Source organism: Streptomyces sp. NBC_00353, assembly GCF_036108815.1.
Classification (GTDB): Bacteria; Actinomycetota; Actinomycetes; order Streptomycetales; family Streptomycetaceae; genus Streptomyces.
On sequence record NZ_CP107985.1, the window covers coordinates 1,632,038 to 1,653,337 of the forward strand.

The 21,300-nt window shown below is 69.7% G+C and carries 17 protein-coding genes; 8 read left to right on the forward strand and 9 right to left on the reverse strand.

Going from position 1 to position 21,300, the window contains the following annotated elements:
• Window positions 1–14: 14 nt before the first annotated feature.
• From OHA88_RS07815 to OHA88_RS07825, 3 genes are read right to left on the reverse strand one after another with little or no spacing between them, the layout of a single operon-like run.
• On the reverse strand, window positions 15–968 hold the full coding sequence (locus OHA88_RS07815) for an ABC transporter substrate-binding protein (RefSeq protein WP_328624827.1): 954 nt from the start codon (window positions 966–968) through the stop codon (window positions 15–17).
• Entirely contained in the window at window positions 965–1,642 is a 678-nt protein-coding gene (locus tag OHA88_RS07820; protein WP_326607256.1) for an ABC transporter permease, read from the reverse strand. Before OHA88_RS07820 ends, OHA88_RS07815 begins: the two co-directional genes overlap by 4 nt.
• Window positions 1,639–2,316: an ABC transporter permease gene (locus OHA88_RS07825; protein ID WP_267008713.1), complete on the reverse strand. Its 678-nt coding sequence runs from the start codon at window positions 2,314–2,316 to the stop codon at window positions 1,639–1,641. The genes OHA88_RS07820 and OHA88_RS07825 overlap by 4 nt, the downstream gene beginning before the upstream one ends.
• 342 nt (window positions 2,317–2,658) lie before the next feature.
• On the opposite strand from OHA88_RS07825, the gene OHA88_RS07830 reads away from it, so the two are divergent.
• The 4 genes from OHA88_RS07830 to OHA88_RS07850 all read left to right on the forward strand — a co-directional run bounded on the left by OHA88_RS07830 (window position 2,659) and on the right by OHA88_RS07850 (window position 9,655).
• On the forward strand, window positions 2,659–3,114 hold the full coding sequence (locus OHA88_RS07830) for an SRPBCC family protein (RefSeq protein ID WP_328624828.1): 456 nt from the start codon (window positions 2,659–2,661) through the stop codon (window positions 3,112–3,114).
• Window positions 3,115–3,590: 476 nt separating this feature from the next.
• Window positions 3,591–4,322, forward strand: a complete 732-nt coding sequence (locus tag OHA88_RS07835; RefSeq protein WP_328624829.1) for a flavodoxin family protein — start codon at window positions 3,591–3,593, stop codon at window positions 4,320–4,322.
• A gap of 527 nt (window positions 4,323–4,849) precedes the next feature.
• Window positions 4,850–8,683 (forward strand): S8 family serine peptidase, encoded by a 3,834-nt coding sequence (locus OHA88_RS07845; RefSeq protein WP_328624830.1) that lies wholly within the window; start codon window positions 4,850–4,852, stop codon window positions 8,681–8,683.
• 162 nt (window positions 8,684–8,845) lie between these two features.
• The gene (locus tag OHA88_RS07850) at window positions 8,846–9,655 is read left to right on the forward strand and encodes an inositol monophosphatase family protein (protein WP_328624831.1); all 810 of its coding nucleotides are present in this window, start codon (window positions 8,846–8,848) and stop codon (window positions 9,653–9,655) included.
• A 103-nt stretch (window positions 9,656–9,758) separates the two neighbouring features.
• Here the strand turns inward: OHA88_RS07850 and OHA88_RS07855 are convergent, their stop codons facing one another.
• Entirely contained in the window at window positions 9,759–10,646 is an 888-nt protein-coding gene (locus OHA88_RS07855; RefSeq protein WP_328624832.1) for a hypothetical protein, read from the reverse strand.
• 533 nt (window positions 10,647–11,179) lie between these two features.
• On the opposite strand from OHA88_RS07855, the gene OHA88_RS07860 reads away from it, so the two are divergent.
• Together OHA88_RS07860 and OHA88_RS07865 are read left to right on the forward strand one after the other, a co-directional pair.
• Window positions 11,180–13,837 carry a SpoIIE family protein phosphatase gene (locus OHA88_RS07860; RefSeq protein ID WP_328624833.1) on the forward strand — a complete coding sequence of 886 codons (2,658 nt, stop codon included), beginning with the start codon at window positions 11,180–11,182 and terminating at the stop codon, window positions 13,835–13,837.
• A gap of 722 nt (window positions 13,838–14,559) precedes the next feature.
• Window positions 14,560–14,832, forward strand: coding sequence for a DUF6225 family protein (locus OHA88_RS07865; RefSeq protein ID WP_328624834.1), 273 nt, complete (start codon window positions 14,560–14,562; stop codon window positions 14,830–14,832).
• Window positions 14,833–14,877: 45 nt separating this feature from the next.
• On the opposite strand, the gene OHA88_RS07870 is transcribed toward OHA88_RS07865, so the two are convergent.
• Genes OHA88_RS07870 through OHA88_RS07885 form a run of 4 tightly spaced genes read right to left on the reverse strand, consistent with a single transcriptional unit; the run spans window position 14,878 to window position 16,701 of the window.
• A complete protein-coding gene (locus OHA88_RS07870) occupies window positions 14,878–15,168 on the reverse strand; it encodes a DUF3817 domain-containing protein (RefSeq protein ID WP_328624835.1) in 291 nt (96 codons plus the stop codon).
• Window positions 15,165–15,632 carry a DUF2269 family protein gene (locus tag OHA88_RS07875; protein WP_328624836.1) on the reverse strand — a complete coding sequence of 156 codons (468 nt, stop codon included), beginning with the start codon at window positions 15,630–15,632 and terminating at the stop codon, window positions 15,165–15,167. The genes OHA88_RS07870 and OHA88_RS07875 overlap by 4 nt, the downstream gene beginning before the upstream one ends.
• 2 nt (window positions 15,633–15,634) lie before the next feature.
• Window positions 15,635–15,955, reverse strand: coding sequence for a hypothetical protein (locus tag OHA88_RS07880; RefSeq protein WP_328624837.1), 321 nt, complete (start codon window positions 15,953–15,955; stop codon window positions 15,635–15,637).
• 44 nt (window positions 15,956–15,999) lie between these two features.
• Complete coding sequence (locus tag OHA88_RS07885) at window positions 16,000–16,701, reverse strand: DJ-1/PfpI family protein (protein ID WP_328624838.1); 702 nt, start codon at window positions 16,699–16,701, stop codon at window positions 16,000–16,002.
• A gap of 205 nt (window positions 16,702–16,906) precedes the next feature.
• Between OHA88_RS07885 and OHA88_RS07890 the strand changes: the two genes are divergently transcribed.
• Together OHA88_RS07890 and OHA88_RS07895 are read left to right on the forward strand one after the other, a co-directional pair.
• Entirely contained in the window at window positions 16,907–17,845 is a 939-nt protein-coding gene (locus OHA88_RS07890) for a GlxA family transcriptional regulator (protein WP_328624839.1), read from the forward strand.
• Window positions 17,846–18,124: 279 nt separating this feature from the next.
• Window positions 18,125–19,099 carry an amidohydrolase family protein gene (locus OHA88_RS07895; protein WP_328624840.1) on the forward strand — a complete coding sequence of 325 codons (975 nt, stop codon included), beginning with the start codon at window positions 18,125–18,127 and terminating at the stop codon, window positions 19,097–19,099.
• A 226-nt stretch (window positions 19,100–19,325) separates the two neighbouring features.
• Here the strand turns inward: OHA88_RS07895 and OHA88_RS07900 are convergent, their stop codons facing one another.
• On the reverse strand, window positions 19,326–21,233 hold the full coding sequence (locus tag OHA88_RS07900; RefSeq protein ID WP_328624841.1) for a SpoIIE family protein phosphatase: 1,908 nt from the start codon (window positions 21,231–21,233) through the stop codon (window positions 19,326–19,328).
• Window positions 21,234–21,300 lie beyond the last annotated feature (67 nt).

The window sequence follows — 21,300 nt, forward strand, 5'->3', positions numbered from 1 at the left end:
GCTCCCCTGAGGCTTCAGCCACCCACAAGAAGCTTCTTGGACTCCAGATAGTTCCGTGCGACGTCCTCGGGCAGCCGTCGCCAGCTGTCCACCTGTTCGTTCATGCGGGCCAGGTCGGAGGTGGTCAGCACAGTGTTGAGCCGGTCCAGTGCGTTGCGTACCCCGACGCTGCCGGCCCGCGACCGGTTGACGACGGGGACGAGGTAGTCGGCGTTCTGCAGGTGCTTGTCGTCGGCGAGCAGGACGAGCCCGAAGTTGTCGAGGGTGGCGTCGGTGGTGGTGGTCAGAACCATCTGGTCCCGACCGCTCTGCACGGCCTGTTTGGCCTGGGTGGTGCCGACACCCTTGGGGTCGACGGCGGTGATGTCGATGCCGTACGTCTTCTTCAGCCCGGGTGCGCAGTACGGCCGTTGTACGCATTCGTCGCCCGCGGCCAGCCGCACCGGCAGCCCGGACCTGCCGAGGTCGCTGAGCGTCTTCAGTCGGTGCCTCGCCGCGTACGGGGCGGCGACGGCGAACGCGTTCTGGTCGACGGCGCGTCCTGGGGCGAGAACGGTGAGGCCGCGGGGTGCGGCCAGGGCGCGCAGGGCCTTCATGGTGGTGTCGAGGTCGGGCGAGCCGACCGGGGTGGCGTCGGCGCCGTTCTTCTTGGCGTTCAGCCAGTCGGCGAAGGTGGCGGCGTACTCCGGTACGACGTCGATCTGGCCGCTCTCCAGCGCCGGTTCGTAGATCTCCCGGTTGGTGACAGAGATGATCTTCGTGGAGTAGCCGGCCCGGTCGAGCAGCAGCGCGTACATCTGGGCGAGCAGATCGCTCTCGGTGAAACCCGCGGAGCCGATGGTGAGGTGTCTGCTGTCACCCGGCGGGGCGGTGATGTCCCCCTGGCTCTCCAGGGCGGGCCCGGTGGTGCACCCGGTCCCCGTCAGCAGCAGCGTCAGAAGTACGGGTACGGTCCGGCAGGCCCTCATCCGGTGTCCTCGCCGCGCACCCAGGCGGGGGCGAACCGCTGCCCGATCTCGAAGATCCCTTCGACGATCAGAGCGAAGACGGCGACGAGGATCGCCCCTGCGACCACCTGCGGCGTGGAGGCGAGGTTGAAGCCCGCGGTGATGATCCGGCCGAGTCCCCCGCCACCCGCCAGCGCGGCAAGGGTGGCGGTGGCGACGAGCTGGACGGCGGCGATCCGTACGCCGGTCAGGATGAGCGGCAGAGCGAGCGGCACCTCGACGCGTACCAGCAGCTGCCGGCCCGTCATGCCCATGCCGCGGGCGGCCCGTACGACATCACGGTCGACCTCCCGCATCCCCACGTACGCGTTGGTGAGCAGCGGTGGGACGGCGAAGAGCACCAGGGCGACGACGGTCGGCCCCTCGCCGTACCTGCCGATCGGGGTGAGGAGCAGCAGAACGAGGACGGCGAAGGTGGGGACGGCCCGGCCGACGTTGGAGATGTTGACGGCGAGCGCGCCGCCCTTGCCCAGATGACCGAGGACCAGGGCCACCGGCAGTGCGATGAGACAGCTGATCAGCAGACAGACGACGGTGAGGAACAGATGCTGTTCGAGGCGGTGCCAGATGCCGTTGTCGCCGGACCAGTGGGTGGAGCTGGTGAGCCAGGACCAGGTGTCGGAGAGGGTCTTCACGACTGCCTCCGGGTCCACGGGGTCAGCAACCGCTGGACGCCGAGCAGCAGCAGGTCGGCGCAGACCGCGATGACGACGCAGAGGACGGATGCGGTGAGCACCTGGGCCTTGAAGTAGGTGTTCATCCCGGAGTAGATGAGATTGCCCAGCCCGCCGTAGCCGACGATCGCGCCGACGGTGACCAGGGAGACCGCGGAGACGGTGGCGATCCGCAGCCCGGCCATGGCGGCGGGGAGAGCGAGTGGCAGCTCCACCGCGACGAGCAGACGGATGGGCCCGTACCCCATGCCGCGGGCGGCCTGCCGGATCTCCTCGGGCACCGCGCGCAGTCCGGCGAGGATGTTCCGTACGAGCAGGGTGAGCGAGTAGAGGACGAGCCCCGCGACGACGAGCGAGGCGGAGAGTCCGTAGACCGGCAGCAGCAGCGAGAACATGGCAAGCGACGGCACGGTGTAGAGGATGGTCGTCACGCCGAGCACGGGTCCGGCCGCCCAGCGCCGGCGCCGGGCGGCGAGAGCGAGCGGGACGGCGAGGAGCAGTCCGACGAACACGGAGACCGCGGTCAGCTGGAGATGCTGGATGACGGCGTCCTGGAGGATCTCGCGACGGCTCGTCAGATAGGCCCCGCAGAGCCAGTCGTTGCGCGCGAGGCAGTCGTCGGGTGGCGCGGTCACGTGTTCATTGGAGCGCGGCGAGGTGGGAGCCGCGCGCCTTGATCGACTGTTCGGGGGCGGCGCGGCCGGCCGGAGCGGACCCCGCGGCGATCGCATGCCGCCGGACCGAGCGGCCGTGCGGGCTGCTCCGGTCCCGCCACGGCCGACGGGGCAGTGGCGCACCCGGGCGCCTTCGGAGCCGCCACCGTCTGCCCAGGGTGACGGGCAGCGCCGTCACATGTCGTTCGGCCTGCCATCCGCCCCCGGCGGACTTATGATCGCCGTCCCGCGCCTTCGCGGCCCTGCGTTCGCGTGCCGCGCCCGCAGCCCGAGCGCACCTGATCCGGGTGACGAGGAGAAGTCATGGCCACTCAGTTCGAGGCTACGGTCGAGATCGACCGGCCCATCGCCGAAGTCTTCGCTTATCTTGCCGATGGCGAGCACGACCCGGAGTTCAGTCCACGTGTGATGAGGATCGAGAAGTCGCCGGCCGGGCCGACGGCGGTGGGAACGGTGTTCCGGAGCACGGTCAAGGACGCCGGCATGACGACCCGGCGGGAGTTCCGGATCAAGGAGCTGGTGACGCCCACCCGCATCCGCTGGGAGGAGCTCTCGAAGAACCTGGTCACCGCCGCCGAGGGCGGCTACGACCTCGAGGCCACAGCCGACGGATCGACCAAGGTGCGGATCTTCAACGTCCTGGAGGGCCACGGCATCGGCAAGCTCCTGGTGGGCTTCGCCGCCGGTGCCGCGCGCAAGGACGCCCCCGCGTTCGGACAGCGGATCAAGACGGCGACCGAGGCTGCGATCGCCCGCTGAGCAAGCGGTGATCCGCCCCGTCGGGCTCGTTCATCTCCTGCGGCGCATCGCCTCTCGGGGCCGGTCGACGAGCCTCACGAACACCGCACGAGTGCAGATCACCATGGCGGGGCGAGGACGGCCAGGACCGGACGACGGGCGGCCCGGCTCTGTCTCCACGGGAGGAGCCGGCTCACCACCGTCAGCGCCGGCGCGAGCAGCAGTCCGCAGATGAGGACGGTTCACGCGGTGCCGGAACAGGTCGTTGAATCGGTCCGCATACGTCGTCGGGCATGTGTACGACTCAACCGCTCTGCGGATGGCGGCACATGCGGGCGCGGACTCACCCCGCGCATACGGCGATCCCTGTCCGTGCCCACTCCTCGTGCACCTGCTGCGTATGGGGGGCACCCGCGCGCCTATTGCCGGGGATGCCCCGCGGTGACGGTAGACCGGGTCACGTCTCCTGTTCTCCCGTACGCACAGAGGAGTCCCGCATGGTGTCGCCCGGCCCTGCCGATGACGCATACCGCTTCGACGGTCTGCGCGCGATGTACATCAACTGCACGCTCAAGCGCTCCCCCGAAGTCAGCAACACAGAGGGACTGATCGGCCGGAGCCGGGCGGTGATGGAGGGGCGCGGCGCCACCACCGAGGTGGTCCGGGCCATCGACCACGACATCGCCACCGGCGTGTGGCCGGACATGAGGGAGCACGGCTGGGAGACCGACGCCTGGCCCGAGCTGTACGAGAGAGTGATGGCCGCCGACATCCTGGTGTTGTGCGGGCCGATCTGGCTGGGAGACAACTCGTCGATGATGAAGCGCGTGATCGAGCGGTTGTATGCGTGTTCGTCGATCCTCAACGAGGCTGGGCAGTACGCATACTACGGGCGAGTCGGGGGCTGTCTGATCACGGGTAACGAGGACGGTGCGAAGCACTGCGCGATGAACGTGCTCTACAGCCTGCAGCACCTGGGGTACACGGTGCCGCCGCAGGCCGATGCCGGCTGGGTGGGAGAAGCAGGCCCGGGACCGTCGTACCTGGACAAGGACTCGGGCGGCCCGCAGAACGACTTCACCAACCGCAACACCACTTTCATGACGTGGAACCTGCTGCACCTGGCGCGGCTGCTCAAGGAGGCGGGTGGCATTCCGGCGCACGGGAACCAGCGCTCGGAGTGGGACGCCGGCTGCCGCTTCGACTTCGAGAATCCCGAACACCGCTGAATCCGGGAGCCGGAACGGCGACTGGGGCGATCCGAGGGGCCCGCTACGTGGACGTAGAGCGTTCACGCCGCGAGTGTGAGAGTCCGTGCCGCCCTCGCCCGGGGCAGCCCACCCCGCCCTCAACACCGATGGCACCCTCCGCTCACCGGCACCCTCAAGACCGTCAGCGGGTGAAATTCGCCCCCTCTCTCCCTCCGGGTGGATGGCAGATTCTCGCGTGTCGAACTGCGGCGGCGGATGCGTGACCACGTGCGCGGACTGCTGGAGCCGGTCGTTCGGAAGAATGGCCGACAGCTCGCGGAATTCGTAGGTGACAGCACGCCGGACGGGCTGCAGCGTCTGCGCGAAACGCTGCAACCCCATTGACCCGAACCCGGGTTCTCACGCGGGGACAGCCGCGCAGGCCGCGCGTGTCGCTGTTGGGACATGTCGCAGTTGTGACACGCGAGGCCGGCGACACGTCAGCTTCATCGGTGGATTCTTTCGGACAGGTTGTGACCCCCACCTGTACGAAAGGTTTTTCGCTGATGAAATGGATCCGCCTGACGGGGGCGATATCGGCAGGACTGATGGTGGTCGCCGGAGGGATGCCGGCCGCCGCCACCACGGGGAAGGCAGACACCGAGACCGCCACTCGTCCCGCCGCCAAGCCTGGGGCTCGCTCCGCGACCGTGCGACTGGTGACCGGCGACCGGGTGACCGTGACGTCGTTGCCCGGTGGACGGCACACCGCGTCGGTGCAGCCCGGACCCGGGCGCGAGGGTATCCCCTTCCGGACGCTGGAGGGGGACGACAAGGCACTGACCGTGATCCCGTTCGACGCCGAGTCGTTGGTGTCCACCGGCACCCTGGACCGCCGCCTCTTCAATGTGACGGCCCTGATCGCCGACGGCTACGACGAGGCCCACGCCTCCACGCTTCCGCTGATCGTCTCCTCGGAGCCGTCACGGGTCGGGGCCAGGGTCAGCTCGCAGGCGGCGAAGGCCGCCGCGGCCACTGCTGACCGGCTGGTGGCGTTCAAGGCGGCCGCGACGCCCGCCCGTAGGCTGGAGAGCCTCGACGCGCGGTCGCTGCGGGTCGCCGACGACGACCTCGGCCGCTTCTGGAAGACGCTGAACCCCGGCGGAAAGTCGGACGCCGCCCGTGCCGCGGTCGCTCCGCGGGTCTCGCTGGACGGCAAGGTCAAGGCCGTGCTGGACCGCAGTACCGCGCAGATCAACGCGCCCGCCGCCTGGAAGGCCGGCTACGAGGGCCAGGGCGTGAAGGTGGCCGTGCTGGACACGGGCGTCGACGCGAACCACCCCGACCTGGCCGGCCGCGTTGCGGAGGCGAAGGACTTCTCCGGCAGCCCGAGCACGGACGACCACTTCGGCCACGGCACGCACGTCGCCGCGACCGTCGGCGGCACGGGCGCCGCGTCCTCGGGCACCCGGCGCGGTGTCGCGCCCCACGCCGACCTGCTGATCGGCAAGGTACTGGGCGACGACGGGTACGGCTCGGAGTCGGGCGTCATCGACGGCATGGAATGGGCGGCCTCCCAGCACGCCAAGGTCGTCAACATGAGCCTCGGTTCCGATGCCGAGACCGACGGCACCGACCCGATGAGCCAGGCCCTCAACACCCTGACCGCGTCCACCGACACGCTCTTCGTCGTCGCGGCGGGCAACGCCGGCCCGGGCCCGTCCACAGTCGGGTCGCCTGGGGCGGCCGACGCCGCGCTGACCGTCGGAGCCGTCGACCGCGACGACTCCCTCGCCTCGTTCTCCAGCCGCGGCCCGCGCCTGGGCGACGCGGCGGTCAAGCCCGATGTGACCGCCCCCGGCGTCGGCATCGTCGCCGCCCGCGCGTCCGGCACCACCATGGGCGACCCGGTCGACGCCAACTACACCTCCGCGTCGGGCACTTCGATGGCGACCCCGCATGTCGCCGGTGCCGCCGCGCTGCTGGCCCAGCAGCACCCCGCCTGGGGCGCCCAGCAGCTCAAGGACGCCCTCATCAGCACCTCCCACACGGTGCCCGGCACCAAGGTGACCGAGCAGGGCGGCGGCCGCATCGACCTGGCCACGGCCATGGGCCCTGTCACGGCCACCGGCAGCGTCACCCTCGCCCCGCTCCACATCGGCGACAGCGGGAAGCAGCAGGGAGCCACCGTCCGCTACACCAACACCGGCGACAAGCCGGTGACGCTCTCCCTGGCCGCCACGCTGGCCACCAACACCGGGCGCCCCCTCGCCGGCGGTGTGGTCACCCTCGGCTCCGACACCGTGCGACTGGCCCCCGGTGCCACGGCCGAAGTACCGCTGCGCACCGACGCGGCGAACGCCGTCCGCGGCAAGTACTACGGCTACGTCACCGCCACATCGGCCGACGGCACCGTGCTCACCCACACCACTGTGGCCCTGAACGTGCACGCCCCGGTCCACAAGCTCACCGTGGTCGCCCGCGACCGCGACGGCAAGGTCATCCCGGGCGCCGCTCCGGTGATCTGGGGCGCCGACGGCTTCGTGAACTACACGAGCACGGAGCCGGCCGTCGCCGAAGTGGAGGAGGGCACCTACCAGCTCAGCTTCGGCACGCTGGACAGGGCGGCCGACGGCCAGGAGCTGCGCGAGGTGGTCAACCCGGAGGTGAAGGTCACCAAGGACATGTCGGTGACGCTCAACGCCGCCGACACCACCCCGGTGCAGATCCGCACGCCCCGCCCCGCCGAGCAGCGCGGTGTGGTCAGCTACCAGACGTACCGGAAGATCGACGGCAACGGCCTGATCCAGGGCGTGATGTTCTTCGACATCGCCAAGCGGATCTACGTCAGCCCCACCGCCAAGGTCACCGACGGCGACTTCGAGTTCTCCTCGCGCTGGCAGATGGTGGCCCCGCAGCTGCGGGCGAAGGTCTCCGGTACCTCGCTGAGCTTCAGCCCGTATTACGTGAACGCCTCCCCGGCCTTCAGCGACAAGGGAGCACGGCTGACCGCCGTGGACGCCGGCAAGGGCACGAGCGCCGAGCTTCGCGCCGCCAACGTACGCGGCAAGCTGGCCGTCGTCCGCTGGGACTTCTCCGACGACCGGGCGCTCGCGCAGGCAGCGGCGGACGCCGGGGCCAAGGCACTGATGCTGGTCGTGGAGGACGGCTTCTACCCCTGGACGCGGTGGAGCCCGACCGGTGACCGGATGGCTCTGCCCACCATGCGCGCCGGCACGGCGGAAGGCACCGCGGTGCTCAAGCGCGCCGGCGAGCGGACCACGACGGTGGAGTTCTCCGGCACGGTCCGCAGCCCGTACCTGTACGACGTGATGCAGGTGGCCAAGGGCTCCGTCCCCAAGCGGCTGGTGTACACCGTCTCCGAGCGCGAGAGCGCGGTCGTCCGCAGCACGTACACCCGCACCGGCGCCTCGTCCTGGTCGAGCGAGCAGCGTTTCGGATGGCGGCCGTACCAGGACACCTCGTGGAACCAGTACACGCGCTACGTTCCGGCGGGACAGGAACGCATCGAGTACGTGACCGGCGGTGACACGCTGTGGAAGCACGTCGTGCACCACAACGTCATCGACGTCCCCGACTTCCCGCTGGCGGCCGGCATGCACGACGACCCGCGCACCTACCGGCCGGGCCAGCGCACCACGGAGCGTTGGTACGGAGCGGTGGTCCGCCCGTCGATCCCGCGCGGTGGTCACCTGCCGTCGGTGCGCAACGGCGACACCCTGTCGGTGTACGTGCCGGAGTTCAACGACTCCGGCACCGGCCACTGGTCGTTCGCGGAGGCCGACCCCTTCGGTGGCGGCGTCGGTACCGGCGTCACGGCGGCCGGGGTGAGCGACACGGCCACGGCGGCGCTGTACCGGAACGGGAAGCGGATCGCCGAGTCCGACCAGGGCGCGTGGGGCAACTTCGAGGTGCCCGCGGGCAACGCCGAATACCGGATGGACCTGACGACCGCCCGTACCTCGGACGACTGGCGCTTCGGCACCGGCACGCGAACGTCGTGGACGTTCCGCTCCGGCACCGCCGCCGACACGGCCCTGCTGCCGATGCTGCAGGTCGACTACACCGTGCCGGTCGATGCCCGGAACGCGGTGGACTCGCAGCGCAGGCACACTCTCGGCCTGAACGTCCGGATGCAGGACGGCATGGCGGCGCCGCGCGGCGTGACGCTGAAGGTCGAGACGTCCTACGACGACGGGCGGACCTGGACCACTGCCACCACGGCCCGCAAGGGCAGCGGCTTCACCTCCGTCGTGGAGCGACCGGCCCGGATGCACGGCGACGCGTACGTGACGCTGCGCGTGACCGCGAAGGACGCGGCCGGCAACACCGTCCGGCAGACAGTGGACCGCGCGTACCTGCAGCGCGGCACCGCATGAGGCGCCCGGAACGGTAGCGCGGACCTACCCGGCTGAATCGCGGCGGGTGCCAGGGGGTGTGAGCCCTGGCACCCGCCGTGCCATGTCCAGGCCCCGGCCACACTTCGCGACGATGCCGGTCCGACCGGCGGGGACAGGCTTCGCGCCGATATTCTGCGCGACGTGATCAACTCATATGCGGACCTTGACGATGCCGGTGTTGCGATAGCTGCGGCACGTGCCGGCGCGGACGTGGTGCACACCATGTACGGCCGACGGCTCACCCGCATCGACAAGGGCGCCGGGGACTTCGCCACCGCCGCCGATGTGGAGGCCGAGAAGGCGATTCTCGACGTCATCCGTGCCGCCCGGCCGGATGATGCGGTGCTCGGCGAGGAGGGCGGCCGGCAGGGTGTTGCCGACGCGGTGCGCCAGTGGTTGGTGGATCCCTTGTGCGGCACGCTGAACTACGCCGCCGGCAACATGCTGGTGGCCGTCAACGTGGCGCTGCGCGACGGGGCGGCGGCGGTGGCCGACCCGTTCAGCGGCGAGGTCTTCTTCACCGACGGCGAGACCGCCCGGGTGCGGCAGAACGGGGCAGATGCGCAGCTGGCGCCCACGCCCGCGACCCAACTGGTGGACGTCAACCTGGATCCGCCGTTCCCGGGGGCGCCGGGGTTCCGGGCCGTGGACTTGCTGGCCCACCCCGGGTTCGTCGAGCGGTTCCGGCCGCGGGTGGTGTCCACGACGCTGGCGTTGGCCTGGGTCGCCGCCGGCAAGCGCGCCGCGTATGTCACCGATGGCGGCGACCTGTCCGGGAGCGTGCATTTCGCCGCGGGCATCGCTGTGTGCCGGGCCGCCGGCTGCGTCGTCACCGGGATCGACGGCGCCCCGATCGGGCAGGCGGGCCGCGGGCTCGTCGCGGCAGCCGACGCCGAGACGCACGGGCTGCTGATGTCGATGATCCTTGGCCGAAGTCGGAACCGCCACTGACCTCGTCACAGGTGCGGCCGGAGTTGCAGCAGAACCGGAGAGGCCACCACCGAACCCGCGATTGCCCCGTCACCACCACGGGCGACAGGGCATCGTCATGCCGTCAGTTCGTCGGGTAACGCGTCACCTTCGACACCTTGCAGCTGACCTTGCCCGGCACCTTCACGAGGCCCTGCGCCTTCTCCTTGGCCTTCTGCCCCACAGCGAGGCTGTCGGTTGCGGCCAAGCCCTCGCCGAGACGTGTACCGGAACCGTCCACGAACTCCACGTTGACGACATAGGTCGCCTTCGAGTCGCCGTGGTTCACGATCTCCACATCAGCGGCCGGCCACGTCGTCAGCGAATCCACCACGCACTTGGTGAGCTTCACATCCGCCTCGGGGCTCCCTTCCTCGACGGCTGGCTCCTCGGAGGGTGCGTCCTTCCCAGGTGCCTTGTCCTGCGGCGCCTCGGTCGTCGGCAGCGTCCGCGGCTTCGGTGCTTGGCTCACCGTGACTGCCACCAGCGCACCACAGCCGCCGAGCAGCACCAGCCCACCGAGCACCGACAGTGTCACGATCAGCCCGGTATTCGACTTCCTGGGCGGCGGCGCGCCCCACCCCGCGCCCTGCTGGGGCCACTGCTGATACGGCGGCGGAGGCTGCTGCCCCCACTGGGGCGGCTGCTGGGGCGGCCGGCCGGGTTGCGGGCCGGGCTGCTGAGGCGGGTAGCCGTACGACATGTGATCCCCCCATGGGATGTGCGTGGTCCTGAGGCCACTCACGCTATGCCTGTCCGGAATGTTCTGGCCGGCTCGTATCGGATTCGTAACAGGCCTGCTCGACGGCGCCTTGGACGCGGTCGTGGGGGTGAAGGAGGCCTGGCCCGCGCGAGCGCCCCTCACACCGGCTACCAGGGCGATCGGCTGGACGCCGATGCGGCGCCCCTGCTCGTCGAGCAGCAGGTGACCCATGCGTTTGGCCGTGTGCAGGCCCACGATGCGGTCGGTCACCGTGAGGGTGGGCAGGCGGGCACACAGGGCGGTCTCGCGCCCTGGATGTCACCGAGGTCGCAGCTCATCCCCACGATCCCCCCCACGATCGGCTACGACGCAGCCGGCGCCAAGCAGCACACCCCCGAATTCACCGCGTACGGCAAGAGCCCGGGAGCCGACCGGGCGGTGCTCGACGGGGCGACCGCGCTCGCCCTGACCGGTGCCGGTCTGGCGACGTCACAGGCCCAGCGAGACCGGCTGCTCGACGGGGTGAGGCGGCGGCCGGCGGGACGAACAGCTTCCCACCGACACGAGCAGATCGCCTTGCCCCAGGAGAGTGAGGCGCAGGTCCAGGATGGAATCGAGGACCGCATTGCGGCGCCGGACACCTCCGTACTCCCTCGGCCCCGTCGGCCTGGACGCTCGGCGGTCCGGTACCACTGTTCCTGTTTTTCAGCGGCGTGGATCATCCAGCCGGTTTCCCGTGGCAGGCCTCCTCGCCTGCGGCGAAAATGGTGGTCGGAAGGCAAATGAGGAGGTTGGCATCCGGTGTGAAGCTCTCCCGTAGCCCCGGCGCGTCCGACGCGCCGCTCGCACTCGGCTCAGGCGCGGGTAAGAAAGGGCTCAAATCCGGTGCTCTGGGACTGTTCTCCTCCGTTGCCATCGGCTTGGCGTCGACCGCACCGGCGTACAGCCTCGCGGCCACGCTGGGCCTCATCGTGGCGGGGGTCGGCCTGCAGGCGCCGATCGTCACGATGCTGGCCTTCGTCCCGATGCTGCTGATCGCGTATGCCTACAAGGAACTCAACGCGAGCAACGCCGACTGCGGGACCACCTTCACCTGGGCGACCCGTGCCTTCGGCCCACGCACCGGCTGGATGGGCGGCTGGGGCATCATCGTCGCCGACATCATCGTCATGGCGAACCTCGCCGAGATCGCCGGCATCTACAGCTTCCGGCTCCTGGGCTACGACTCCCTCACGGAAAACAGGGTGTGGACCACCCTCGCAGGTGTCGTCTGGATCATCGTCATGACCGCGATCTGTTACATCGGCATCGAGATCTCGGCTGCCGTCCAGCGCTGGCTCCTGTGCATCGAGGTGGCCGTACTGTTGCTGTTCGCCGTCACCGCGCTGGTCAAGGTCTACACCGGCAGCCCCGAGATGGCGATCCACGTCTCCGCCTCCTGGTTCAACCCCCTCCACGTGCCATCGGCCGAAGCGCTGACCGCGGGGATCCTCGCCGCCGTCTTCATCTACTGGGGCTGGGACACCGCCGTCACGGTCAACGAGGAGACCGTGGACAGCACGCGCATCCCCGGACGCGCCGCGGTCATCTCCGTTGTACTGCTGCTGGTCATCTACGCCCTGGTCGCCACCTCGGCGCAGGCCTTCGCCGGAGTCGGCTCCGCCGGGATCGGGCTCGGCAACAGGGACAACGCGGGCGACGTGCTCTCGGGTCTGGGCAACGCCGTCTTCGGCAGCCACGGGGCGGGACCCGTCTTCTCCAAGCTGCTGATCCTCATGGTGCTGACCTCCGCGGTGGCCTCCGCCCAGACCACCATCCTCCCGATGGCCCGGACCGTCTTCTCCATGGCCGCGCACAAGGCCGTCCCCTCCCGATTCGCCCGACTGCACCGCAGATTCCTCACCCCGACCTGGTCGACCGTCTCCTTGGGCCTGGCCTCCGTCGGCTTCCTCGTCCTCCTGACGGCGATCAGCGACAACGTCCTGGCCGACTCCATCGAGTCGGTCGGGCTCGCCATCGCGTTCTACTACGGCCTCACCGGCTTCGCCTGTGTCTGGTACTTCCGCAGGGTGCTCACCCGCAGCCGCAGGGACTTCCTGTTCAAGGGCCTGCTGCCGGGTCTGGGCGCGCTGACGATGCTCTTTCTCTTCTGTTACGCCGCCTTCGACGTCTACGCCGACCCCAGCTTCGGTGCAACCTCCATCGACCTGCCGTTCATCGGACGGACGGGCGGGGTGACCGTGGTGGGCCTCGGAGCCCTGCTGCTCGGCGTCGTGCTGATGCTGGTCGTCACGCGCGAGCACGCCGCGGCCCTCAGGCTTCAACGCAGCCTGCTTCCGCACCGGCTGCCGCAGCCGACCGCTGTCGAGATGGCGAGCCGGTATGTGCCCTCCGACAGCCGGTCCGGGGTGGGCGGTGACTGGTTCGACGTCATCCCACTGTCGGGAACGCGTGTCGGCCTGGTCGTCGGGGAGGTGATCGGCCACGGACTGCTCGCCGCCGCCACCATGGGGCGCCTGCGCACCGGCGTACGCGTCCTCGCCCGCCTGGACCTCGACCCGGACGAGCTCCTCTCGCGCCTGGACGACCTGGTCGGGCAGACCGCCAAGGAGCGGGCGGCCGTTCATGGTGCAGACGGCGCGGGGCCCCGGAAGGACGACGCCCTGGGGGTGACCTGCCTGTACGCGGTGTACGACCCGGTGTCGGGACAGTGCAGCATGGCGCGTGCCGGCGAATCGATGGCTGCGGTCGTCCTGCCGGACAGCGGCGTCGCGACCTACCCGGAACTCCCGCCGGGCCCTCCGCTGGGACTGGGTGGTCTGCCCTACGAGACCATGGGATTCCAGCTGCCGCAGGGCAGCCTCGTCGCCCTCTTCACCGACGGCCTCATCCAGGCGGCCGTCGACGACATCGACGTCGGACTCGGTCTGCTCGCCAAAGCCCTCGCCCAGTCCCGGCGTCCCTTGGACGAACTCTGTGACCGCGCAGTCGCGACCCTGATTCCAGGGCCGGCGAACGACGACGCGGTGCTGCTCCTCGTACGCACACGGATGCTCGACGAACACCATGTGGCTACGTGGGAGCTGACCGCGGAGCCGGCGATGGTCGGCAAAGCCCGCGCCGTGACCACGGGGCAACTCGGAGCGTGGGGGCTGGACGAGCTGTCGTGCTCCACGGAACTCATCGTCAGTGAGCTGGTCACCAACGCCATCCGCTACGCCGCAGGTCCGATCCACGTCCGACTCATCCGCGACGAAACCCTGATCTGCGAGGTTGCCGACACCGGGCACACCTCACCCCATCTGCGTCATGCCGCCGCTGACGACGAGAGCGGCCGCGGCCTGTTCATCGTCTCCCAGATGGCGCAGCAATGGGGCACGCGCTACACGCCCACCGGTAAGACCATTTGGGTGGAGCAGGCCCTGCCGGCGGCCCGTTCCGTCGGTGAAACGCCCTCCTAGCTTCATCTTCCGAGGTCTCTGCCCGATCTGATCGTTGTCACCCGGGAGAGATGACCAGTACGTTCGACTCTCCAAAGGTTGGGGCGTCGGGGGCGTCTGGTGCTGGACACACTGGTGACGACGGCCACGGGGGCTCTTGCGGCCACGGTGGGAGTTCTGGTCGGCGGTATCGTCACGCGTCGCGCCCAGGATCGTCAGTAGCTACGTGACCAGCAGCTTGTCGCCTATCAGGAGCTGTTCAGTCACTACGCCAAGTTCACGATGGAACTCAGGCGGGCGCACAGCGACCGACGGGGCTGGGATTACGACTGGGGCGAGTGGAGCGCGGCTTTGATGCGCGTAAGCCTGGTCGCCCCGCCGGAAGTGGCGACCGAGATCGACGATTTCGGCCGCGCCATCAACTCCTTCCTGGACCGAGTGGCTCGGGGGCGCCACCCTCTGAGTGACCCGGTGAGTCCGGAGGAGTTCGAGCAGGCCAGGCAGGCACCTGCCGAGGCCCAGGTGAGGCTGGTGAACGCCATACGAAGGTCACTGAGTAACGATCAAGAAGGACTGCCTTTCGGAATCGGTGGGTAAGGCGTCGGCGCTCGGACTGCCGATGAGCGTGCTCCGACTTCGACGGACTCTGCTCCTTGCCTCACCCTTGCACCGGATCAGCGCTTCGGCCCGGGAAGCAGCCGTGTCTCCGCCGGCAGGACGCCCCGTTGCGGCAACCTGGGCGCATGACCGATACCTTCGAGCACGCCCCTCAGATCTGGAACGCCGCCCAGCTGCGCGATGCACTCAAGGATCTTCCCGATGACGCGCCCATCCATATCGGTGTGGCAAGCGACCCCGGTGACTTCGACGGGTACCGCGACTTCGTCCTCGTGGACGCACATCAGGTGGAGAACTGGTGGCCGGCCACTTCCACCGCACCGGAACGCACCGAGACGGAGAAGGCGCTGACGCTGTTCGCCGACTGGGAGCCGGACAGGTACGACCGTCTCGACTGAACCGGCCACGTGCCCGCCGGGCTGTCCGTCACCGTGGAGCGGGGGTCAGGGCCGGATGGCGTCCTCACTTCGCTGATCGACGATGTCGAGGCGGAGCCGGCGCAGTGCGAGCAGGCCGCCGATGCCAGGGATGACGGCCGAGGCCTTGGTGACGGGTGTGGCCTGCTCGAGGCGCCAGGTGGCCACCACGACGAACAGGTAGGCGCAGCCGTGGGTGGGGCCCATCAGGGAGGAAATGGGTTTGAGGTGGGCGGTGGCGAGGTTGGTCAGCAGGATGATCAGTGAGATGAGTTCGCCCTGGGCCGCGATACGCAGGTGGCGGAGGTTCACGGTCATGCTCCCGTCGTGGAGCCGGGGCGAATGATCATCAGGACGGTGACGGTGGCCCACAGCAGGTTGAAGACGCCGGTGTGCATGGCGAGGCGGCCGGCCGAGCGGGGGCCGGGGCTGGAGCCCGGGGTCTGTGCGGCGGCGAGCGCGCGGTCCTGGGCGGGCAGGATCAGCAGGGCCAGGGTGGCCGCGGCCGCGGCGGTCAGCAGGATCGATGTGATCAGCCATCCGCTGCCGAGGACGCCGAGGCTGCCGGCCGTGGCGAACCCGAAGACCGGGACGGCTATGCCGATGGCCGCGTAGACGCGGCAGATGCGGTGCAGCAACCGCAGGTTCGTGAGCGCCTCGCGGTCGCCCGGGTCGCTGTGCGCGTGGCGTAGAGCTTGGGGAAACATGCTCGCGGCGACGGTGACCGGGCCGATGGCCAGGACGGCGGCCAGAACGTGCACGGACAGGAGGAGTTTCGTCATGGTCAGTGTTCCGTGGTCGGCCGGGCGGCCCGGCGCAGGCCGGTGACTTTGGAGGCGGGCAGACGTCCGGCCTTGGAGGTGCCGATCAGGGTGTCGCCGTCGACCGTCACCGCAAAGGCCAGGTTCAGGCGCACAGGCTGGGTGACGGCCTGCCTCCAGGTGAGTCGGTGGCCGTCGAAGGCGACTTCGGCAAGCGGGACCTCCTCCCCCGCCCCGTGGGCCACCCCGGTCAGGACACTGTGCTGTCGGCGGAGTTCGACCACTGCCTTGATCGTGCCGATGGGGGTCGAGATGGACAGGTCCCAGGTACCTTCGACAGACATGCTGCTGTACTTCCTTACGGTGCGTGCGGTGAACAGGTGCCCGATCAGGGGCATGGGCAGAGGCCGGTGGGAGCTGGGCCCTGGGCGCGCCAGACGGTGCCGCGACGCTCGTGGGCGAACAACTCCTCGACGGCGTGGGCGATCCGGGGGCCGACTTCGCGCTCCAGCAGGTACAGGCCCAGGTCCAGCCCGGAGGTGACGCCGGCGCCGGTGACCAGGTCGCCGTCGTCGACGACACGAGCGTGCACCGCGTGGACGCCGGTGGCATCGAGCATGTCCAGGCCCATGTGGTGGGTGGTGGCGTGGCGGCCTTCGAGCAGGCCGGCCATGGCCAGCACGAGCGAGCCGCCGCACACCGCGCCGACCGTGACCTGCGGATTGTGCACAGCCGCTCTCAGAAGCGCCGGCAGTTCGGTGTACAAGGTGCGGCCCAGCAGTACGGGGATGAGCTCGTCCTGCTTCTGTTCGCCGGTCCCGGCCTCCCGGTCAGGTGTTTCGCCGGGCTCGCCGACACGGCCCGAGGCTCCGGGAACCAGGACCAGGCCCGCACGGCCGGGGTCGAGAGCGGCCGTCGCCTGCAGCGCCAACTTCCCGGTTCCGCTGACCACCGTGCGGGGTCCCTCCGCGGACACCAGTTCCACACTCACCGCCCCGCCGGAGGCGGTTCCACCGGCGTACAGCACCTCGTAGGGGGCGATGACATCCAGCGGATCGAAGCCGTCGAACAGGACGATCTGGGCATGCATGCAACTTCCTTCACGTACGAGGGACCGGTCCGCACCGGGTAGACCTCGACGCTAAACACGTTTCATTCGACCGCCCAGTGGCATTAGTGACATGTTTCAACGGAATATTGCCATCGGCCGAACCATGGGCCTTGAGCTGGGTAAACGACCGCTCATGGTTCCCTGACGCCGAGTCGGCGGCAGGGCGGGGAGGTATGTTCTGGCCATGCACACCGTCGCTGTTCTCGCCTTGGACCAGGTGATCCCCTTCGACCTGTCCACCCCGATCGAGGTCTTCGCCCGCACCCGCCTCCCGGACGGGCGCCCCGGCTACCAGGTCCGTGTCTGTGCTGAGCAGCCGGATATCGACGCAGGCGCCTTCCGTCTGCGCGCGCCCTGGGGGCTGGACGGCCTCAAGGGCGCCGACACGATCATCGTGCCCGGCACCGCCGACCCCGCCGCCCCGCTCACCCCCGCTGTCCTCGACGCGCTGCGCGCCGCGGCGAAGGACGGCACCCGTATCGCCTCCATCTGCTCGGGCGCCTTCCCCCTCGCCGCCACCGGCCTGCTGGACGGCCTGCGCGCCACCACCCACTGGATCGCGGCCGGCCTCCTGGCCGCCGCCCACCCGGACATCGAGGTCGACCCGGATGTCCTGTACGTCGACAACGGGCAGATCCTCACCTCGGCAGGAGCCGCCGCCGGCCTGGACCTGTGCCTGCACATGATCCGCAGCGACTACGGCTCGGCCGTCGCCGCCGACGCCGCACGTCTGTCCGTCGTCCCTCTCGAACGCGAGGGTGGTCAGGCGCAGTTCATCGTCCACGACCACATACCCACCCCACAGGGCTCCGCGCTCGAACCCCTGCTCAGCTGGCTCCAGGACAACCTGAGTCGCGATCTGTCCCTCGCCGCCATCGCCGCTCAGGCCGGAGTCAGCACCCGGACACTGATCCGGCGCTTCCGCGAACAGACCGGAGTCACCCCGCTCCAGTGGCTCCACCGCGCCCGCATCCGCCAGGCCCAGCACCTTCTGGAGACCACCCGGCACTCCGTCGAACGCATCGGTGCCCAGGTCGGCTTCGGCTCGCCCACCGCCTTCCGCGACCGCTTCCGGCGCACCACCGGAGTCAGCCCCCAGACCTACCGGCGCTCCTTCAGCTGACTCTCCTGTATGTCCTGCCAACGAGTGGACCGGCCCTCGCACGAACGCTCATCTGTATGAGTTCTGCGAGGGGCCGGGGCCATGACCCGATTCCACAGGTGGTTGCTCAGCTGATACGAAACGCGAGGGGAAGGTCACTCGAACGCCTCGTAGGATCGGCGAAATCGACCAAGTTATGGGCGCGTTGGTTCGAGGGGGCGGTTGCAAGTGGTGCTGCAGGTGCGAGGCGTCGTGTTGCCGGAACGGGAGGAGCGGTCCTTCTGGATCGATGGAGACCGCTTGCGGAGCGAACCGGTCCCGGACGCGGATCTCGTCGTCGACGGGGGTTGGCTGCTGCCCGGCCTGGTCGACGTGCACACCCATCCGGGCACCGAGGACCTCGACGCCCCGTTCAGTGACGACGTGCTTCGACGGCACCTGTCCGACCACCGCGACGCCGGCGTTCTGCTGGTCCGGACACCCGGGTCTGCCGCGCCCATCCCGGGCTGGGTGGACGAGGATCCGGACCTGCCGCGTGTCCACTCGGCCGGACGCTGGCTGGCCACTCCCGGCCGATTCTTTCCCGGGGTCGGGCGCGACGTGAGCGAGGCCGGTCTGGTTCATGCCGCTGTCGAGGAAGCCAAGTCGTCCTCAGGATGGTGCAAAGTCATCGCCGACTGGAAGTACGACGAGCCGCCGTTGCCCCAGGAGATCCTCGCCGCCGTCGTGCGGGCCGTGCACGCCATCGGCGGCCGGGTGGCCGCCCACTGCCAGACCGCTGACGGCAGTCGCAACGCCGTTGAAGCCGGCGTCGACAGCCTGGAGCACGGCATGCACCTGGATCCCGGCCTGATCGATCTGATGGCCGCCCAAGGCACCGCGTTCGTTCCGACGCTCAGCGTTTTCGGCGCCGGGGCCGATCGATGGCGCGCCGCAGAGTCCAGCGCCCGCCGGGACTGGTGGCTGGCCGGATGGGAAAGCATGATGCCCAACATCAGGGCCGCGCACGAAGCCGGCGTCACCGTGCTTGCAGGCACCGACAGCCTCCCGTGCGGAACGGTCGCGTCAGAGGTCGAATGGCTGGTCCGTGCCGGACTGTCGGCCGACGCAGCACTGGGCGCGGCATCGTGGACGGCCCGCTCCTGGCTCGGTCTGCCCGGACTGGTCGACGGAGGCCCCGCTGACCTCGTCGCCTATGACACCGACCCGACCCTCAACGCTTCAGTGCTGCCCCACCCCAGTCGCATCATCCTGCGCGGCCGTGTCATCGCCTGACACTCGGCGCAACTCGCTCCCGAAAGAGCGCCGCAGCGCCGACCAGCGGTCTCGCGGGCCGGCATCGCCAGGGAGTGGCTGCGGCGCGCGGTCGCATCGGCGACGGCCCGGCCGGAAGGCTTGCGCGAACTGCTCGCCGCCGACGGGTCACTTCGCGCGGCATCCGAAGCTCTCGACGACGGCCATCGGGTCTGAGCGAGCGGCGCCTCGGCTTGCCCATCGACGTTCAGGTCCGATTCGCGCAGGAGTCCGTCACTGCTTGCAGCACCAGTACCGAGAGGTCGTCCTCGACCGGCCCCGTCCCGAAGTCGTGCGCCGCCCGCCGCACGTGCTCCGCAAGTGCCTTCGCACCCAGTCCCATACCTTGCCTGAGCACATCGGCCAGACCGTCATTGTCGTCCAACTGCCAGTTTCCGCAGCGGCGTTCGGTGACGCCGTCGGTCACGCACAACAGCGTCTCACCGGGCGCGAGGTCGAAGCTGACGGCCCGGAATTCGGCGCCCTCATCGATGCCGAGCAGCATCTGGGGTACAGAGGCCGGTTCCACCTTGCCGTCGGCGTGCAGATGCAGCGGCGGAGGATGGCCTGCAGTGGCGACCGTGCAGTGGGCTCCGGGCACACCCGGGTCGACCGTCAACTCCCCGTACAGCAGGCTCAGGAAACGGGAGCCTGTCTGCTCGGCGCCGAGCGCGAATGCCTCGGCGCTCTCTTCCGCCATGGCGGCGTTCAGCCGGGCGAGCACCGACTCGACACCATGGCCCTCGCGCGCCAGCAGCCTCACCAGGTGGCGGGCCAGGCCGGTGACGGACATCGCCTCCGGGTCCTTCCCCTGTACGTCCCCGAGCAGGAAGCACCAGTGGTTCTCGCCCCTCGGGAAGATGTCGTAGAAGTCGCCGCCGACGGTCTGCCCCTCGCCGTGCGGCTCGTAGACGATCGCCGTATCGACGCCGACGATCCTGGCCAGCGTCGCCGGCAGCTGCCTGCGCTGGAGCGCGGCGCTGATCCTGCGCTGCCGGGTGTACTGGCGAGCGGTGTACACGGCCTGCGCGACCCTGCGGGCCACGTCCTGGACCATCCGCACCACGGTGTCGGTCATCTGCGGCTGCCCGGCCCGGCCGAGCAGCAGTACACCCTGGTCGGTGTCGCGGGCGATGAGTGGGAAGGCGAACGCCGACCCGCCCGCATGGGCGACACCGGCACTCTCCGGCCACGGCCAGGGCGTACCTCCGATGCGGACCGCGGAGGGCGGCGGAATCCGCTCCAGCTCCTCGCGCAGCGGAGTGATGCGCTGCTCGTCGGCATGCCAGACCCGGGACAACTGCAGGCCCCTCCCCGGCATGTTCAGCCAGATGCCGCACCAGTCCGCGAGCCGGGGTACCAGCATCTGGGCCGCGAGCGCGGTGACCATGGCCTCGTCGAGCTGGCCTGCCAGGAGTTCGCTGGTCTCGGCGAGGAACGACGGGCCGCCACGGTCGCTCCACTCGGCGGCGTACCCCTGGGCATGCGCCGGATGTACTGATGGCCCTGCATCATGGTGCTTTGCGTCGCTGTGACGCCCGGTGGTACCGGGATCGGTGATACCGGGACCGGACGCGGCCGAATCTGTCGCAGCAGTCCCTCGCTCCGCGGCCTCCAGCCGGAACCAGACCCTCTTCTCCGCCCGCCGGTAGGTCACGCCCCAGGACTCCGAGAGCGCACTCACCAGCTGGAGGCCGTAGCCGGGCTCGCCACGCCGGGTGTCCGCGCCGCCGCGTACCCCCCTGGAGGGGTGGCGGTCCGCGACCTCCACGACGACACCCAACCGGGTGGCCGGGTTCCGCTCCAGGCGGCAGACCACGTCGATATCGGTGCCGGCGTACATGACGGCGTTGGTGACCAGCTCGCTGACGAGCAGGACGGCGTCGTCGACGAGCTCCTCGGGGACCGTCATCGGTGCAGGGGCCGCGGCCGCACCGGGAGCCGAATCGGCGGCCGACGCGCCGTCCCCGTTCGCGGGCGCTGTCCACCCCTCAAGCGCCGCATACACGAATTCGCGCGCCCGGGCGGCCGCCAGCTGGTTCGCCGGCAGCCCCTTCCTGGACACGGATTCGGTCGCGTGTACGGACAACGGAACCCCTCTTCCCCCCGTGTGCATCAAATACGCCCAGAAAGCAGTATTTTCGTGCGCTTTATACTATGACATGCGTGACCAATGAACCTCT

What these genes read in the sequence shown, in the direction of transcription:
- OHA88_RS07880 (WP_328624837.1), bottom strand. Translation starts at nt 15,955, where the DNA reads ATGTCTGTCGAAGGTACCTGGGACCTGTCCATCTCGACCCCCATCGGC.
- OHA88_RS07885 (WP_328624838.1), bottom strand. Translation starts at nt 16,701, where the DNA reads ATGCATGCCCAGATCGTCCTGTTCGACGGCTTCGATCCGCTGGATGTC.
- OHA88_RS07815 (WP_328624827.1), bottom strand. Translation starts at nt 968, where the DNA reads ATGAGGGCCTGCCGGACCGTACCCGTACTTCTGACGCTGCTGCTGACG.
- OHA88_RS07845 (WP_328624830.1), top strand. Translation starts at nt 4,850, where the DNA reads ATGAAATGGATCCGCCTGACGGGGGCGATATCGGCAGGACTGATGGTG.
- OHA88_RS07890 (WP_328624839.1), top strand. Translation starts at nt 16,907, where the DNA reads ATGCACACCGTCGCTGTTCTCGCCTTGGACCAGGTGATCCCCTTCGAC.
- OHA88_RS07870 (WP_328624835.1), bottom strand. Translation starts at nt 15,168, where the DNA reads ATGACCGTGAACCTCCGCCACCTGCGTATCGCGGCCCAGGGCGAACTC.
- OHA88_RS07875 (WP_328624836.1), bottom strand. Translation starts at nt 15,632, where the DNA reads ATGACGAAACTCCTCCTGTCCGTGCACGTTCTGGCCGCCGTCCTGGCC.
- OHA88_RS07830 (WP_328624828.1), top strand. Translation starts at nt 2,659, where the DNA reads ATGGCCACTCAGTTCGAGGCTACGGTCGAGATCGACCGGCCCATCGCC.
- OHA88_RS07900 (WP_328624841.1), bottom strand. Translation starts at nt 21,233, where the DNA reads ATGCACACGGGGGGAAGAGGGGTTCCGTTGTCCGTACACGCGACCGAA.
- OHA88_RS07865 (WP_328624834.1), top strand. Translation starts at nt 14,560, where the DNA reads ATGACCGATACCTTCGAGCACGCCCCTCAGATCTGGAACGCCGCCCAG.
- OHA88_RS07835 (WP_328624829.1), top strand. Translation starts at nt 3,591, where the DNA reads ATGGTGTCGCCCGGCCCTGCCGATGACGCATACCGCTTCGACGGTCTG.